This is a genomic window from Cohnella sp. GCM10027633 (genome assembly GCF_042675445.1).
Classification (GTDB): Bacteria; Bacillota; Bacilli; order Paenibacillales; family Paenibacillaceae; genus Cohnella.
The window spans coordinates 136,800-154,255 of record NZ_JBHTGV010000006.1 but is presented as its reverse complement, the minus strand read 5'-3'; the positions used below and the strand labels follow the sequence as shown (position 1 = coordinate 154,255).

12 protein-coding genes are annotated in these 17,456 nt (G+C 57.9%); 10 read left to right on the top strand and 2 right to left on the bottom strand.

Translation table 11 applies throughout. The features are described 5' to 3' along the window. Positions 1-16: 16 nt before the first annotated feature. From ACFQZG_RS16230 to ACFQZG_RS16185, 10 genes are all read left to right on the top strand, one after another. Complete coding sequence (locus tag ACFQZG_RS16230) at positions 17-2,230, top strand: helix-turn-helix domain-containing protein (protein WP_378154310.1); 2,214 nt, start codon at positions 17-19, stop codon at positions 2,228-2,230. A 244-nt stretch (positions 2,231-2,474) separates the two neighbouring features. Then, the gene (locus ACFQZG_RS16225; protein ID WP_378154308.1) at positions 2,475-4,016 is read left to right on the top strand and encodes an extracellular solute-binding protein; all 1,542 of its coding nucleotides are present in this window, start codon (positions 2,475-2,477) and stop codon (positions 4,014-4,016) included. Between the two features lie 84 nt (positions 4,017-4,100). Beyond that, positions 4,101-5,012, top strand: coding sequence for an ABC transporter permease (locus ACFQZG_RS16220; protein ID WP_378154306.1), 912 nt, complete (start codon positions 4,101-4,103; stop codon positions 5,010-5,012). After that, positions 5,006-5,878 carry a carbohydrate ABC transporter permease gene (locus ACFQZG_RS16215; RefSeq protein WP_378154304.1) on the top strand — a complete coding sequence of 291 codons (873 nt, stop codon included), beginning with the start codon at positions 5,006-5,008 and terminating at the stop codon, positions 5,876-5,878. Before ACFQZG_RS16220 ends, ACFQZG_RS16215 begins: the two co-directional genes overlap by 7 nt. A 25-nt stretch (positions 5,879-5,903) precedes the next feature. After that, positions 5,904-7,166, top strand: coding sequence for a Gfo/Idh/MocA family protein (locus ACFQZG_RS16210; RefSeq protein ID WP_378154302.1), 1,263 nt, complete (start codon positions 5,904-5,906; stop codon positions 7,164-7,166). Positions 7,167-7,250: 84 nt separating this feature from the next. Further along, positions 7,251-8,288, top strand: a complete 1,038-nt coding sequence (locus tag ACFQZG_RS16205) for an alpha/beta hydrolase (RefSeq protein ID WP_378154300.1) — start codon at positions 7,251-7,253, stop codon at positions 8,286-8,288. After that, a complete protein-coding gene (locus ACFQZG_RS16200) occupies positions 8,285-9,283 on the top strand; it encodes a hydroxyacid dehydrogenase (protein ID WP_378154298.1) in 999 nt (332 codons plus the stop codon). The genes ACFQZG_RS16205 and ACFQZG_RS16200 overlap by 4 nt, the downstream gene beginning before the upstream one ends. Before the next feature lie 37 nt (positions 9,284-9,320). Continuing rightward, the gene (locus tag ACFQZG_RS16195; RefSeq protein ID WP_378154296.1) at positions 9,321-11,063 is read left to right on the top strand and encodes a DUF4091 domain-containing protein; all 1,743 of its coding nucleotides are present in this window, start codon (positions 9,321-9,323) and stop codon (positions 11,061-11,063) included. Positions 11,064-11,072: 9 nt separating this feature from the next. Beyond that, positions 11,073-13,037, top strand: a complete 1,965-nt coding sequence (locus tag ACFQZG_RS16190; protein WP_378154294.1) for a beta-galactosidase trimerization domain-containing protein — start codon at positions 11,073-11,075, stop codon at positions 13,035-13,037. Positions 13,038-13,062: 25 nt separating this feature from the next. Further along, on the top strand, positions 13,063-14,019 hold the full coding sequence (locus ACFQZG_RS16185; protein ID WP_378154292.1) for a PLP-dependent cysteine synthase family protein: 957 nt from the start codon (positions 13,063-13,065) through the stop codon (positions 14,017-14,019). A gap of 90 nt (positions 14,020-14,109) precedes the next feature. Here ACFQZG_RS16185 and ACFQZG_RS16180 read toward each other — a convergent pair whose 3' ends face one another. After that, complete coding sequence (locus ACFQZG_RS16180) at positions 14,110-16,068, bottom strand: methyl-accepting chemotaxis protein (protein ID WP_378154290.1); 1,959 nt, start codon at positions 16,066-16,068, stop codon at positions 14,110-14,112. Between the two features lie 390 nt (positions 16,069-16,458). After that, the gene (locus ACFQZG_RS16175) at positions 16,459-17,349 is read right to left on the bottom strand and encodes an AraC family transcriptional regulator (protein ID WP_378154288.1); all 891 of its coding nucleotides are present in this window, start codon (positions 17,347-17,349) and stop codon (positions 16,459-16,461) included. Between the last annotated feature and the right edge of the window lie 107 nt (positions 17,350-17,456).

The window sequence follows — 17,456 nt, the reverse complement described above, 5'->3', positions numbered from 1 at the left end:
AGAAAGAGGGATGGTTATGAACAGGAGACAGCCCCTGCGCTATATACGCTCGAAGTCCAACTCCCTGTTCCTGCGACTGGTCGCGGGATTTTTGTGCATCATCCTCATTCTCGCGGCGCTTACCACCTATACGCTCTCCGTATCGAAGAGCAATGTCCGCGAGGAGATCGTCAAATACAATACTCTGATGCTGCGCAACACGATGGCTAACTACGAGAAGCATTTCGATATGATCAAGAAGCAAATGTCTCTGTTCTACTTCAGCGAACGGGTTCAGCAGTTGCAGAGCGAACCCCGATATTCCGATTTCCCCGAAGTCATCAAGGACATCGTGTACTGGGTATCCAATCCGAACCTGTTCATCCATAACATCGTGTTCTATTCCAAGTCCGGTCAATTCGCGGTGGAAAAAGGCACGAGCGCGAAGCCCGACGTCATGTTCGGCGCGTTCCTGGCAAGCGATCGGTATCCTCTGTCGTTCTGGGACGCGCAGTTCGAACAGACGTACAACAATCGCGTTTTCCCGGCGGAGTCCTTCTACTCGAATATATTCCAGAACCGGCGAGAGGCCGTCGGAGAGCTGATTCCGATCGTATTCAAGCGCGCGGACAACGATGAGTTCTACATGGTCGTCCTTCTCGATGCCAAGAAAATGTATACGGCGTTCCATCAAGCGATCAACGACGACTTCGCGATCTATAACGGGGCGGGAGAGACGATATACCGAAGCGGGACTTCCGATTCCATCCTGTCGCTCGGCGCGCTGAAGGAGCATAAGGGAAACGAATTCATACACGACGACAAATATCATTTCTATAAGACGGCCGACAATAGCGGGATGACCTATATGCAGCGGGTGCCGGAGTCTCAGTTAGCCTACCAGACGCGGCTCAAGTTCACGTTGGTCGCGGTGATCGCCGGCGTGATCCTGTTCGTCATCGTGATCTCCCTGCTGTTCGCGGCCAGGATCAACAATCCGTTCAAGAAGCTGATCGCCTCGATCAGGGGATCGGGAGACGCGGGCGATTATCGGTCCAATATTCAGGAATTCGATCTGATCAGCAGCCAACTGCGCGATAAGAACAAGCTGCAGAAGCAATGGGCGTTCATCCACCGGCTGAAGGACATTCGGAACGAGAACGATTCCGACAAGCTCGATTTCGCCGGCAAGCCCTTCGTGTTCGTCCTTATCCAAGTCGTCGAGAAGAAGAACGCCCCTTCGTCGAACGGGACGTTCCAGAGATGGCTGTACTATATGAAAGTGTTCATCGAAGAGAGGTTGAACCAGTCTTTCCCGGACGCCCTGACGTTCCAGATCGAATACAATCGCATTCTTAGCCTCGTGTTCATCGATCGAATGGAGGAGCTGCATCGGATGCTCGAAGACATGAAGGCGATCTTCGACCAAGACCGGGACAGCGGTACGATTACGATCGCGGTCACCTCGATATTCGATCATTCGGAGCAGATCAACGAAGCCTATAAGGAAGTACTGGAGCGCATCGAGGAGCGTCGTCTCGTGGACGAGACGCAGATCGTGGCCGATTCGCCGGGCGGAACGATCGCATTCGGCTTCAGCCCCGAGCAGGATACGCAGTTCCGGGCGAATCTCCGGGAAGGCCATACGGAAGCGTTGTCGCAGCTGTTCGATCGCTTCCTGGACCAGTGGCGAAGCGCGGACGTAACGGCGGCAGCCTGGCTGCGGTTCGCCGAATGGATCACGGAGCGAATTCGCCACACCGTCTCCGCGGGGCTATTGAGTCCGGCCCGGCTCGAGGAGATTCTGGCCAACGCGGAAGAGAGAATCGGCCAATGCGTCACCGCCGAAGAACTGGAGCGATTGCTTCGCGATTGGGTGAAGCAAACCGCGGAAGCGATTCACGCGAAGAAGGAACCGAAGGACAATATCGTTACCTTCGTCATGGATTACGTGAAGGACAATTTAGCGGAAGAAATTTACTTGGACGCCCTTGCCGAGAAGCTGAATATAAGCAGCGGATACTTGTCGACCTATTTCAAGGAGAAGACGGGCACGAACCTCGTGGAATTCGTGAACGAGACGCGCGTGAACAAAGCTGCCTCCCTGCTGCTGCACGACAGCCGTTTGAAAATTCAAGAGGTCGCGGAAGCCGTCGGCTATCGGAACATCACTTCGTTCAACCGGATGTTCAAGAAATATACGGGGCTTAAGCCGAGCGAATATCGCAATAGCGGGCACTCGGCCCCATGAGGAACGGCGGCAGGATCGCGCGGGTGTAATCCCGGTCCTGCCGCCGTTTCGGCTTTTTTACGGCGGACTGGTACTTTTTTCGACTATCCGATAAAAGTACCAGCTTCCCGCGCAACGTCTTATATACCGCGGCTTCCGCCCCGGCCTATGATGGGGGCAAGCGAAAGAAGGAGACGCCGGATCGGCTCGATCGACTTCCGACGCGCAAGCTTACACATTCAATTCTAAAGGATGGGGTAACGAGATGAGAAAAGGCAAGTTAGCATCGATGGCAGTCGTATCAATGGCTTTATTGATCAGCGCATGCGGCAATAACGACGGTAATTCCGCTTCGAGTCCTTCCGGCTCCGCAAGCGAGAGCCCGACGGCAAGCGCATCGCAGAGCGCGGCTCCGGCGCTGCCGGAAGCGGCGACCATTCGCATCCTGACGGAGAACAACGCGGGTTGGCCTCCGAAAGAGGATTGGGGCGTATGGAAGTGGGTGAAGGAAGAGACGAACATCACGGTCGAGCAGGAGCTCGCGACGGGTCCCGAATCGCTGGCGCTCGCCGTATCCTCCGGGGATATGCCGGACATCATGTCCGTCTTCCCGAACGACGTTCAGAAATTCGGTCCGCAGGGCGCGTTCGAAGATCTGTCCAAGCATCTGGATCAGATGCCGAACGTGAAAGCTTACTTGGAAAGCAAGCCGGAAGTCAAAGCGAGAGTCACGTCTCCGAACGGCGAAATCTACAGCATCATTAACGACGGAGCGGGCGAATCGAGCCAGATGGTCTGGTTCTACCGCGAGGATATCTTCAAGAAGCACGGACTGACTCCGCCGACGACTTGGGACGAGCTCTACGAGACGTCCATGAAGCTGAAGGAGCTGTACCCGGACAGCTACCCGTTCCTGTTCCGCCACGGCCTGAGCACGCTGGATACGTTCGGTCCTTCGTTCGGCATCTATCCGGAATTCTACCAAGATCCTCAGGATCCGACCAAGATGAAGTACGGTCTTCAAGATCCGAATGCCAAGACGATGGTCGAGACGCTCCACAAGTTCCTGGAAGCGAAGCTGATGCCGCCGGATTGGCTCACGATGGATTACAAAGCATGGGCGCAATTCATGTCGACGAACAAGGCGTTCGTTACCGTCCAATTCATCGGCCAGATCGAGATCATGAACAACCAGCTGCCGGAAGGCAGCCTCGAGTTCATGGCGCCTCCGATCGGCGTAGGTACCGAGCCTTATCTCCCTAGAGGCGGTTCCGAGAGCTTCGGATTGTCCGTCGCTTCGACTTCGAAGAATAAGGATGCGGCTTACCGTTACCTGGATTACATCTTCTCCGAGAAGGGGAAGGACATCCAGAGCTGGGGCAAAGAAGGCGAGACCTATACGATCGCGGACGGCAAGCGGAAGTTCAACGATACGTACAAGGAGCCTAACGATCTTCGCGTCGTCTCCGGCATCCAGACGGCTGCCACTTACGGTTGGTTCGACTTCGAAGCTTGGCTCGCTCTCGTGAAGGACGAGGAGAAGGAAGCGTACGTGGAAGCGCCGAAATACCGGTTCCCGGTCGCTTACAGCCGCCCTGCGTTGACGGCGGACGAAGCCGCGAACCTATCCGCGTATAACGATCAAATCTGGAAGTTCTGGACGGGCGAAGTGACGAAGTTCATCTACGGCGAGCGGCCGATGACCGAATGGGACGCTTTCGTGAAGGATCTGGAGAAGCACGGTCTCGAGACGATTCGCGCGACGCTTCAGACCGCGTTGGACCGTCAGATCGCGAATACGAAATAAAGCGTTATCGCTATGCGAACCGCAGGGCCGTACGCCGACACTCGCGCGTAGGGTCCTGCCCTTTATTCGGGAGGAGAGGCAGCCATGAATAGACTATCCGTCGCGCGTCGGCTGAAACGCGATCGCGTGTATTTGCTGCTGCTCGCCCCCGCGCTTATCTACTACATCATGTTCAGATACGTCCCGATGTTCGGGATCGCGGTTTCCTTCATGGACTACAATCTGTTCAAGGGCGTGTGGGCCAGCGACTGGGTCGGGCTTAAGCATTATCGGACGTTCATCGACAACCCCGATGCGTGGATCATTATTCGGAATACGCTCTTATTGGGATTATATAAGTTTCTGTTCTCCTTCCCGGCGCCGATCGTTCTGGCGATTCTGTTCCATGAGATGCGCTGGAAGAAGTACCGCAAGTTCGTGCAGACCGTGAGCTACATGCCGTTCTTCCTGTCCCAGGTCGTCATCTCCAGCATTCTGATCATGCTGCTGTCTCCGAGCACGGGTTGGATCAATAAGGTGATTCAGACGATGGGCTTCGAACCGGTTTTATTCCTGCAGAAGTCCGAGTGGTTCCGTACGATCTTCATCGCCTCGGATATCTGGCAGACCGTGGGCTTCGGAACGATCATCTTCCTGGCGGCGTTGACCGCGATCGATCCGCAGCTGTACGAAGCGGCCAAGATGGACGGGGCGGGAAGATGGAAGCAGACGCTTCACGTTACGCTTCCGGGCATCGTGCCGGCCATCGTCATTCTGTTCATTCTCCAAATCGGCGGCATTCTGGAAGTCAGCTTCGATAAGGCGTTCTTGCTCGGCAACGCGGCGAACATGGAAACATCGGACATTATTTCGACTTACGTCTATCGCATCGGGATACTGGGAGGCGGATTCAGTTACGCCGCGGCCATCGATCTGTCCATGGCCATCGTATCGCTGTTGTTCATCTATACGGCCAACCGGGTCAGCAGGAAGGTAGGGGAGACGAGCCTATGGTAACGAATCGAAGGATCGGCGCGTTCGACGTCGTCAACTTCTTGCTGCTGGCCGGCGTGGCGTTCGCTTGCCTATTCCCCTTCCTGCACATGGTTTCGGTGGCGATCAGCTCGCCCGAATTCGTCGTCCGCAACGAAGTCGGCTTATGGCCGAGAGGGATCCAATGGGACGCGGTGAACGCCGCGCTCGGCGACGAGAGAATCTGGATCGGCTATCGCAACACGTTGCTGTACGTCGTTCTCGGCGGCTTCATCTCCATGTCGATCACGGTCATGGGCGCTTACGCGCTATCGCGGAAAAACTTGATTTTCGGCAAGCCGATCATGCTGTTCATCGTCTTCACGATCATGTTCTACGGCGGCATGATTCCGTTCTACCTGGTGGCGAGATCGTACGGGTTGGTCGATACGATCTGGGCGATGGTGCTTCCCAACGCGCTGAACACGTACAACCTGATTATCATGCGGACGTTCTTCCAAGGGATCCCGAAGGAGATCGAGGAATCGGGCCGGATAGACGGACTGTCCGACTTCAGGCTGCTGACGTCGATCGTCGTTCCGTTGTCCAAACCGGTGTTGCTGACCGTGGGGTTGTTCTATACGGTGGAAATCTGGAACAGCTTCTCTGCCGCGCTCTTGTTGCTGCGCGATCAAGACCTGTTCCCTCTGCAGCTCGTGATCCGCAACCTGATCGTCGTCGGCCAAGCCGGGGACGTCCTCGAGGCTTCGTCGGCGTCCGGACAGAAGGTCGTGCTGGAATCGCTGAAATACGCGGTCATCTTGCTGGGCTGCTTGCCTGTTATCGCGGTGTATCCGTTCATACAAAAACATTTTGAGCAAGGCGCGCTGATCGGTTCCGTTAAAGGATGATAGCGGCAAGACAGGAGGAAACGGCATGAAGAAAATAACGGCGGCGGTCATCGGCGCGGGCGGAAGAGGCAACGAATACGCCCAATACGCGCTGGACTACCCGAACGAAATGCAATTTACGGCGGTCGCCGAGCCGGATGAAGAGAGAAGGCGTTCTTTCGCGCTTCGGCATCGGATCGACCCCGCCCGATGTTACGAAAGCTGGGAGCAGCTGTTGTCCGGGCCGCGGGTCGCGGATGCGGTGATCATCTGCACGCAGGACCGCATGCACTTCGAGCCCGCGGTCAAAGCGCTGGAGCTCGGCTATCACGTGTTGCTAGAGAAGCCGATGTCGAACGACCCGCGGGAATGCGTAACGCTGGGCGAGCTATCCAAGCGTCACGACGGCGTATTCTCGATCTGTCACGTGCTGCGCTACACGCCGTTCTTCTCTACCATCAAGCGATTGCTGGGCGAAGGCCGGATCGGGCGGCTCATGTCGATGGATATGATCGAGAACGTCGGGTATTGGCATCACGCCCACAGCTTCGTCAGGGGCCATTGGCGGAATTCCGCAGAGTCCAACCCGATGATTCTGGCCAAGAGCTGCCACGACCTCGACATTCTCGTATGGCTGGCGGGGGCGGATTGTACGCGATTGTCTTCCTTCGGAGCGCTTACCCATTTCAAGAAGGACAACGCGCCCGAAGGAGCGCCGTTGCGTTGCATGGACGGCTGTCCGGTCAGCTCGACCTGTCCTTATTACGCACCGGATATTTATATGGACCTCGACGACGAGACGTCCGCGAGAATTCTCCGTGCCGCGATCAGCAGCGACACGAGCAACGAAGGGGTCCTCGAAGCGCTCCGAAACGGTCCGTACGGCAGATGCGTCTATCATTGCGACAACGACGTGGTCGACCATCAGGTCGTCGCCATGCAATTCGCGAACGAGATTACGGCCACGTTCACGATGTCCGCGTTCACGACGGACGGCGGGAGAACCTTGAAGCTGATGGGTACCCGGGGACAGCTGCGGGCGCACATGGGCAAACAAACGATCGAAATGACCGACTTCAAGACGGGGACCACGGAGACGATTCATCTGAACGCGACCGGTCATCACGGCGGAGGGGACCGGGGCATCATGAGGGATTTCGTTCAGCTCGTCCGAGGCGACGGTCCCGGCGAGAGCTTATCCTCGGCCAGCGTATCGGTGCAGAGCCACGTCATGGCGTTCGCCGCCGAACAGGCCAGGCTGGAGAACAAGACGATCCTTATCGAAGACTTCATGTCGGCTTATAAGTAATGTTCTTATGGAGGCTTTCTCCGACGGGGCGATCCCTCTATTCGGAGGAAGCCGTCTATTTACTATCGAAAGCAGGGATGCCTTATGACATACGTCCTGTCGCAATTGAACCGATCGGGCATTCCGCCGCTGCTCGGCGGCATCGAGAGCGAGGAACAATGGGTAGAGAAGCTCGCGGCAATCCGTCGGAGCTGGCTGGCGTATATCGGCGCGATGCCCGCAAGACCGTCCGCGAGACTGCAGCAGGTGTCCAAGAGCGAGCAGCCCGGACATACGAGAATCCAAGTCGTCTACGATACGGCTTACGGCGATCGAATATCGGCCTATCTTCTCTTGCCGGATCCCGCCTTGTTCCCCCGTCCGGAGAGCGGCTACCCCGCCGTTATCGCGCTCCATCCGACGATCGAGCAGGGCAAAGAAGATATCGCGACGGACTCCGGAAGGGCCAACCGCATGTACGCCGTAGAGCTCGCGCGGCGAGGTTACGTCGTGCTCGCGCCGGACGCCCTCACGGCAGGCGAACGGATCTATCCGGGTTATCCCGCGTTCCATAGCGGGCCCTTCTACGAGCGGCATCTGGAGTGGTCCATGGTGGCCAAGAACCTGTCCGATCACAAGCAAGGCGTCGACGTGCTCCGTTCCTTGGAGGAGGTCGATCCCGAGGCCATCGGAGCGATCGGTCATTCCTTCGGCGGCTACAATTCCTATTTCCTTGCGGGCATGGACCGCCGGATCAAGGCCGTCGTATCGAGCTGCGGCTTCAGCCCGTTCACCGGAGACCCGCAGCCCGAGCATTGGGGCCATCGTCCGTATCCGTATACGCACATTCCGAAGATTTCGGCGGACTTGGCCGAGGACCGGGTTCCTTTCGAATTCCATGAGATCGCCGCCTTATGCGCGCCGGTACCTTTTTTCAACTACGCCGGCCAGGACGATCATATCTTCCCCCATTGGAGATCGGTCGGGGAAGGCATGCACGAGCTGATGAAGCTGTACCGCCGGCTCGGCCGCGAAGACCGCTTCCGGTCCTACATCGGGGCGGGGGGGCATGATTTCCCGGATGAAATCCGGGAGCTGGCTTATTCCTTTCTAGATCGATGGCTGAAGGAGACGAAACGATGAACGACAGGCAGATCGTGCTGCTACAGGACCGGACGCTCACGGACCGGTTATTCAAACCCGAGCACCTGGAGCGATTGGAGAAGCTCGGACGGTTGCGCGTCAATCCAAGTCCGCGAAGGCCTTCTCCCGAAGAGGCGGCGGAGCTCATCGCGGGGGCGGACATCGTCGTCACCTCCTGGGGATGTCCGTCGCTGGACGCAAGCATTCTCGATCGCGCTCCGAACCTCCAACTGATCGCCCACGCGGCGGGAACGGTGAAGCCGATCGCGAGTCCGGCCGTGGCGCAGCGCGGAATCCGCGTCTGCAGCGCCAACGACGCCTTGGCGCGGGGCGTAGCCGAGACGGCGCTCGGTCTTGCGATCGTGTCGCTCAAGAACATTTGGCAGCTTGCCCGTAATACGCGCGAAGGAGAATGGGATAGGCAGCGCGAGCTCGTGCGCGAGCTGTACGAGGTGAACGTCGGCATTATCGGCGCGGGGCTGTCTGGCAAGCATCTGATCCGGCTGCTGCAATCGTTCCAAGTTCGCGTTCTCGTCCACGATCCCTTCGTCTCCGAAGCGGACATCCGCGCGATGGGAGCGGTTAAGGTCGATCTGGACGAGCTGCTCCGGGAATCCGACGTCGTATCCGTTCACGCGCCTTCGATACCGGAAACCGACCGGATGATCAATGAACGGACGCTTCGGCTGATGAAGGACGACGCCGTTCTGATCAATACGGCCAGAGGATCGCTCATCGACGAGGAGGCGCTGGCAGCGGAGCTGCGCAAGGGACGGCTGTGGGCGTGCTTGGACGTCACCGAGCCCGAGCCCCCGGCGATCGACCATCCGTTCCGTTCGTTGCCCAACGTCACGTTGATCCCGCATATCGCGGGCGCGACCAACAACGGGCTCTATCGGATCGGCGATTACTTGACCCGCGAATTGGAGCTCTTCGTCCAAGGCGAGCCGCTGCGGGGCGAGGTGAATCTTGCCGGCCTCCATCGGATGGCCTAGCGAATAAGCGGACTTCTTAACTTCTGGAGGAATACCCATGACGATAACGTTAGGGCTGGAGCATGACAGCTATAAGTACGTATTCGGCGTCTATCACAAATTCGCGGCGCCTTTCGAAGAGAACAAGCCGATCTCCCTCGTATGCGGGAAGAACGACAGGGCGGCCGTGCAGCTGCTGATGTATTCGGAGGAGGAAATGCTCGTATGCGTCAACGAAGACGCGGTTTTCTACGAGCGGGGTCCCATCGATACTTATCGCGTCCGCGTGGATGTGCCGGGATTGCAACGGGGCCGCGTTCGAGCCAATCTGGTCGGTCTCGTAGAGGATGACGACAGGCAATTGAAGTCGGACATGCTCTTGCAACAGGCTTCGATCTACGTGGAGAAGAGAAGAGCGCAGCCCGTATGGATCGAGGTCGAGATCGATTCGGATGCGGAGCCGGGGACTTACGTTCCGGTAATTACCGTATTCAGGCATCGCATGTTCGAGGACGAGACCGTCGTACGTACGTTGACCTTCGAATTGAAAGTGCTGGACGTCGCCTTGAGCTCGCCGGCGGATTACGCCTTTTACTTGGACTTATGGCAGCACAGCTCCAATATCGCCCGCAAATACGACGCGGAGCTGTGGAGCGAGCGGCATTTCGCGATCTTGGAGCCGTACGTCTCCTCCCTGGCGGAGCTCGGCCAGAAGGCGATCTCCGTCGTCGTCTCCGAGATTCCGTGGTCCGGACAAGCTTCCTGCTACGATCGGATCGATCCCGCGAATCAATTCGAATACAGCATCGTCCAAGTGACGCGGCAAGCGGACGAGGAATGGCGATTCGACTTCGGAGCGTTGAACCGGTACGTGGAATTGTGCATGAAGCACGGCATCCGCCAGGAGATCGAGGTGTTCGGCCTGCTGAACATCTGGGTGCTCGAGGATGCGGGCTTCGGCGGCGTCATCGAGGACCATGACGATGCCGTGCGGATCCGGTATTACGACGAGAGCAGCGGAACCTACAAGTATATGAGAGAGAAGCGCCAGCTGGCGCGATACGTCGCCGCCCTCGAGCGGAACTTCATCGAGAAGGGCTGGATCGATCGGGTCAGAATACTGGCGGATGAGCCGAAGGATCTCGCGAGGTTCCGCAGCCGCATGCGGGAGCTGCGGGCGATGGCGCCTTCCTTCCAATACAAGGTCGCGATCAATCATGCGGAATTCATGGAAGAGGAAGGGCTGCTGGACCATGTGGCCGGGCTGGATTGCGTAGCCGTCGAGTACGAACGGATGATGAGCCTGAAGGAAGGCCAAGCGGGCAAGACGCTCTATTACGTCGCGTGCGACATCAAGTACCCGAACACGTTCATTAGCTCGCATCTGCTGGAGAGCAGGGCGATTCCTTGGATCGCTTGGCATTTCAAGCTGGACGGCTTCCTGCGTTGGAATTATACGGCTTGGCCGAACGATCCGCTGAACCGTATCTCCTATCATTATCCGTTCTTCCCGGCCGGCGACACGAACTTCGTGTATCCGGGGCGGGAAGGCAAGCCGATGCTGTCGCTTCGCTATAAGCTGCTGCAGAAGGGCATTCGCGACTGCGAGATTTTCCGAATGTACGTCGAGCGAGGCGGAGACCGGGACAAGCTGGCGCTGCGCATGCGTCGGGTGTTCCTATGGGACGATCAACGGGAGCTGCACCGGGATTCGAGGAAGACCATAGAAGAGCTGTTCTCGCTAAGCGATCAAGACTACGACGGCATCGTCGGAGAGCTGTTGGCCGAGATAGCGAAATAGGAGGCGCGTATGAGGTTCAGACAAGTTCACCTCGATTTCCATACGTCGGAAGCGATAGCCGGAATCGGGGAACGTTTCGAGAAGCGGCAGTTTCAAGAAAAGCTACGCGAAGGAAGCGTCGATTCGATTACCGTATTCTCCAAGTGCCACCACGGTTGGGCTTATCATCCGAGCGAGAAGAACGAGACGCATCCCGGTCTCGCTTTCGATCTGTTAGGCGCGATGATCGAGGCCGCGCACGAGATCGGCGTGAAGACGCCGGTCTATCTCTCGGCCGGATTGGACGAGAAGCTGGCTCGGCGCCGTCCGGATTGGCTGGTCAGAGACATCGACGACAAGACGAGCTGGGCGCAGGGTTTCATGGAAGCGGGGTATCACGTGCTCTGCTTCAATACGCCGTATCTGGACCTGTTGATCGCCCAGATCGAGGAAGTATTGACGCGCTACGAGGCGGATGGGATCTTCCTCGACATCGTTGGCGTTAACAAGTGCTATTGCCAGTACTGCGTCGCTTCGGTCCGCGAAGCGGGAGGCGATCCCCGCGACGAGAAGGCGATGCTGAACGTATGGGAACGGACATATGAACGATATACGAATCGCGTCCGCGAAGTCGTCGATGCATTACGGCCGGGCATAGGAATCTTCCATAACGGAGGCCACATCCGCCGCGGCAGGCGCGATCTGGCACGCATGAATACGCATCTGGAGCTGGAATCGCTTCCGACGGGCGGATGGGGGTACGATCACTTCCCGTTATCGGCGAGGTACGCCCAGACGCTGGGGATGGATTTCCTCGGCATGACCGGCAAATTCCATACGACGTGGGGAGAATTCGGGGGCTATAAGCACCCGAACGCGTTGCGGTACGAGACGGCGCTCAGTCTCGCGAACGGTTCCCGTTGCTCCATCGGAGATCAATTGCATCCGAGCGGCAGCATGGATCCGGCCACGTATTCGCTCATCGGAGCGGCCTACCGGGAAGTCGAGGCCAAGGAGCCGTGGTGCGCCGACGTCTCGAACGTCGCAGACGTCGCGCTGCTGTCGCTCGAGGCGACGGACGACGCGATGCAAGATACGCGCACGCTGCAGACCGACGCCGGAGCCGTTCGGATGCTGTTGGAAGGGAAGATTCTGTTCGACGTCGTCGACGCGCTGGCGGACTTCGGCCGCTATGCCGTACTGATCCTTCCGGACAACGTAACGTTGGACGGGCAACTGTCGGACAAAGTGAACGCCTACTTGGCCGGAGGCGGTCAAGTGCTCGCGACGGGGCGCTCGGGACTACGCCCCGAAGGCGATCGGTTCGCGATCGATCTCGGCGTCCGGTGGCTGGAGCCGAATCCGTATCAGCCCGATTATTATCGGCTGAAGGAAGCTCGGGGGGCGTTGAACGAAGCGGCCTACGTCATGTACGGCAAAGGCCAGAGAATCGAGCTGGCCGGCGGTACGGCGATCGGAGGACGCGAAGATCCGTACTTCAACCGGGACGTCTTCTCCTTCTGCTCCCATCAGCATACGCCGAGCGCGATGAACGACGGAGGGCCGGGCGTCGTGCGAAGCGCGAACGGCATCTATATCGCTTGGGCAGTGTTCGAGGATTATGCGGTAAAAGGCAGCCTGATTCTGAGGGAAATGGTATTGGACGCGCTGGACCGTCTGTTGGCGGGCAGGAACAGCATGAAGGTCGGATTGCCGGCGCAAGGCATCGTTACCTTGCAGCATCAACCGTCACGCGACCGCTACGTTCAGCATCTGCTCTACGCCTCCCCCGTCAAGCGCGGCAACGGAATCGAGGTCGTCGAGGACATCGTGCCTCTGTACGATATCCCTTCGCGCATTCGGGTCGAACAGCCGATCCGTCGGGTCTATGCGGCACCGCAGATGGAAGAGCTCCCGTTCGTTCAGTCGGACGGCGTCCTGACTTATACGCTGGGCAGATTGGAATGCCATCAGATGGTCGTGTTGGAATACTAGCAGACAGAGAAAGGGAGGGTGGCCCATGAGAGCAAAACTGTTAACCGGCGCAGACCAAGCGATCGGCAATACGCCGATGGTTCGGCTGTCCAGGCTGACCGAAGGACTGGACGGGGAAATCTACGCGAAGCTCGAGTACTTGAATCCTGGCTTCAGCAAGAAGGACCGGATCGCGCTTCGGATTATCGAAGAAGCGGAGAAGGACGGCAGCCTGAAGCCGGGACAGACGGTCGTGGAGCTGACGAGCGGCAACACGGGGACCGGTCTCGCGATCGTATGCGCGGTAAGAGGATACAAGTTCGTCGCCGTAATGTCGAAGGGGAATTCGTCCGAACGGGCGCGCATGATGAGCGCGCTCGGCGCCGAAGTCGTGCTCGTCGACCAACCGCCGGGTTCGGTGCCCGGTCAAGTGTCGGGAGAGAGCATCGCGCTCGCGGAAGCCGTGACGCAGCGGCTCGTGACGGAATTGGGCGCCTTCAGGGCGGATCAGTTCGAACGCCTCGGCAACGTCCATGCCCACGAGCATTATACCGCCGCCGAGATGTGGGAGCAGACGGAAGGGAACATCGACGCGTTCGTCGATTTCTTGGGCAGCGGCGGTACGTTCGCGGGCTGCGCCAAGGCGCTTCGGCGGTATAATCCGGCGATTCGCTGCTACGCGATCGAGCCGGAGGCCGCGCCCTTCCTTGCCGGTCATCCCGTTACGGACGGCCGCCATAAGGTACAAGGGGGCGGCTACGGCATGCCGTTGCCGCTGCTGAACCGAGACGACGTGACGGATTTCTTGACGGTGACGGACGAAGAAGCGATCGCGGCGACCCGGGCGTTGGCCCGCCGCGAAGGCATCTTCGCCGGATTCTCCTCCGGCGCGAACCTGGCGGCCGCGTTGAAGCTGCTCGAAGGACGGGAGCGCGGCTCGCGCATCGTCCTTACGATTAACGATTCGGGTCTTAAATACTTGAGCACCGATCTATTCGAATAGCGCGCCATAGTCCGGAACAGGATTCGCAAAGGACGGGGCTGCACCCCATGTCGACTTAGACTTCGACTTGGGATGCAGCCCCGTTCGTGTTCATACCGTAAACTTGGCCAGCGTGTCTCTAAGGCTGGCGGACAGTTCGCGCAGCTGCTCGGCGAGCGTCACGAAGCCTTCGCTGACCGACAGCTGCTCCATGCCGAGCGAGGCGACCTGTTCCGAAGCTGCGCTCGATTGCTGCGACACGACGCTGACGCTATGCATGGTCGTCGCGAGCGAAGCTTGGGATTGCTTAAGGCGTTCGACGGAATCCGTTACGCTGCCCAACTGCCCGATGAAGCTGTCCATATTCGTATGCACGTCGGTAAATATACGGTCCGCATGGTTAGCGGAGACGATCTGTTCGCGATACGTCGGGTACGCTTCCTCGAGCGCTTGGGCCGTCTCGCCGATCTCGGTGCGGATGCGTTCGATCGTATGGCCGACGGAGTCGAGCGACTGGCGCGACTGCTCGGCGAGCTTGCGGATCTCGCCCGCGATGACCATGAACCCTCTGCCCGCCGAGCCCGCCCGCGAAGCTTCGATCGTGGCGTTCAGCGACAGAATGTTCGTCTGCTTCGAGAGGTTATGAAGCAGCTCGACGATTCTGAGAATGGAAGATGCGCTTCCTTCCAGTTGTTTGACCTTGCCGGCGATGATCCTCGTCTGCGCCTCGGCGGCGTTCGTCTTCGTCATGAGCTCGCTCATGTAGGCGGCGCCTTCCCGGCTGACGTTGCGCATCTCCGACGCGGTGACGCCCATGCGGCGGTTGCTCTCGACGACGTCGTCCATCCGGACGCCGATATGCTGCGTCAGCTCGATCCCGTGCTCGGCTTGCGCGGCGAGCGTCGAAGCGCCGGAGGCGATTCCGACCGTCGCTTGGGAAATTTCCTTGGCGGAGTCGGCCGTTCTCCGCGAGGCCGCGAGAATGTCGTCCGAGCGGCCGTGCACGTGTAACGCGGAATCGCTCGTCTGACGGACGAGGGAGGCGATGTTGTCGATCATGCCGTTGTAGCTATCGGCGAGCTGTCCGAGCTCGTCGCGGTTGCCGACGCGGGCGCGGGACTGCAACTGCCCTTGCCGGCCGAGCTGCATGAGGTTGCGAAGCTGAACGAGCGGACGGCCGATCATGCGAACGAGCACGATGCTGATGAAGACGGCCAGCACGGCGGCGACAGCCGCGATGAGCAGCGTCTGCGTCCATATCCGCTTCGCGTCCCGGACGAGAACGTCCACCGGGAACGTGCCGTATAGCGTCCATCCCGTCAATTCGGAGCGGGAAGCCGCGATAAGCGCGTTCTGCCCGTAGGGATCGGCCGCTTCGTACGTGGCCGTCGGCGTTGCCGTCAGCGCCAGGGAAGACTTCGCGCCGATCGGCTGCGAGCCGTCGTCGTATACGTATTGCCCGTCCGCGTCGAGCAGGTGAACGTGGTTGTTCTGCGTGCCGGTCAAGGAAACGAGCTCCGCCTTCATCGCCTCGTAGTTGATCTCGATGAGAATAACGCCGATCGGATTGTTCGAGACCGGGGTCTGGAGCAACCTTGCAATGCCGAACGACGATGTGCGATTGGACGACTCGACAAGCCCTTCGCTCGAGGTCGATAACCACACCGGGTTGCCGCCGGCCTCAATGGCGCGCGTAAACCAGCTCTTGTCCTTGGCGCCGGTATCCGCGACGACCTGCATCAAGAGCGAATTACCCGTACCGACCGTCGTGAGCTTATCCCCGTCGGCGGACAGGGCATGAATGGCCAGAATATTCGGGTCGGCGTTCGTATAAGGGTTAAACTTCTCTTGCAGCGTCTTCTTGGCTTCGCGCCGGTCGTTACTCGTCGCCTCCGGCGAGAAGAGCGTAGCCGTCGCGCCGTTCACCTCGGGTTCCATAAGCAGTTGCAGGGTGAGTTGATCATAAGTCCGCAAGTAGTTGTCCAATTTACCTCCCGCCTGCGTAATCGTTCCGATCGCGTTCTCGGATACTTTGTCTTTAATGATGCTTTCGGACAACCGATAGGACAATGTTCCTCCGATTAATACGAATCCGACGATGCTCAAAAATAGAAAAAGAAACAGCTTCATGCCGACGGAACGCATCGGGTTAAATCGGGTAAAGCCCGTCGTCTCGGTAGAGAAATTCTTGGTTTCCGACCGTGTCGGTCTGTTGCTCGCAAACGCCTTTTTTAGCCTGTTATTCAACGGATCCGCCCCCCCAACAATAGAATATTGAGCCTGCAATATTCAACACAATTCTCAAATTCGCGATAATTTTCGAGATTCCTTCTTGGTTATGAAAACACTTTCATTTTTAAGGATTATCACACATAGTCGCTAATAAGGTAGTGTGAAATAGTTAAAAAAAGGACCAAATCATTGTCTTGGAAGACAAGAACTTGATCCGGTTGCCCGCGCTTAGCGCTTCTTGGCGAATTTACGGCGAAAGCCGAGGGGGGAGAGTCCTTCTTTCTTGGAGAAAGCGGAGGAATAGTAGGAGAGATGTTGGAAGCCCACCTCTTCGGAGATCCGGGCCACCGACCAGGACGTTTGCAGAAGCAGCCGTTTGGATTGCTCGAGGCGATAATATTGAAGATAGGCCATGGGGGTCATTCCGTATACCTTAAGCATCGCCTTGGCCAAATAATTAGGGTGAAAGTTCAGTTGCTTCTGCAGCACCGAATTCGTGATCTCGCCGGCATAGTTCTGACGAATGAACATTTCGATCCGATCCGCGAGGTTCATCGCGGTGTCGCTCAAGGGCGATGCGAAATCGCGATCCATGAGCTGAAGGAACGATTGGAACGTCGCTTGCCGCTTCCAGTTGCGAATCGATAAAGGCTCGTGTTCCTGTTGGAAGAATGTCTCCAGAAGCTCCAGCGCTTTCGAGGAGAGCTTCATGTGTTTCGGGATGAAAATCGGACTGACGTCGGCGTGGTTAAGATACGCAAGCTTCTTGTGTTCCTCGATCAATGCCAACTGATTCCCCATGCATTCCTTCATATCGCCGCACATCTGCCAGCTTCCGAAGGTTTGAAAATGAATCCATATAATATCGGTATCCGTATCGCAGGGAGCGCTGCCGTAATGGTGGCCGTTCGGGAGCAAGATGAATCCTTCTCCCTCCTTGATCTCCCACGACCGACCGTTCTCGCCGATCGCGAGAACTCCTCTGCGGACGACGATCAGATCGAATACGTTGATGCAATTCCGTTCGATATGAGCATCCCCGACTCCGTAATGGGCATGACCGCAGTCAACGAAATAGGGTATCGGCGGAGAGATGAAGTGCAAGATCGTTGAGTCCATGACCGTTCCTCCCAAGGGCGAATCGCTATCGTTACTATCGCTTCTATTGTAATGATACGCGATACGCCGTTTGGAAAAAAGAGTTCGGTTAACGATCCGTCGATTCG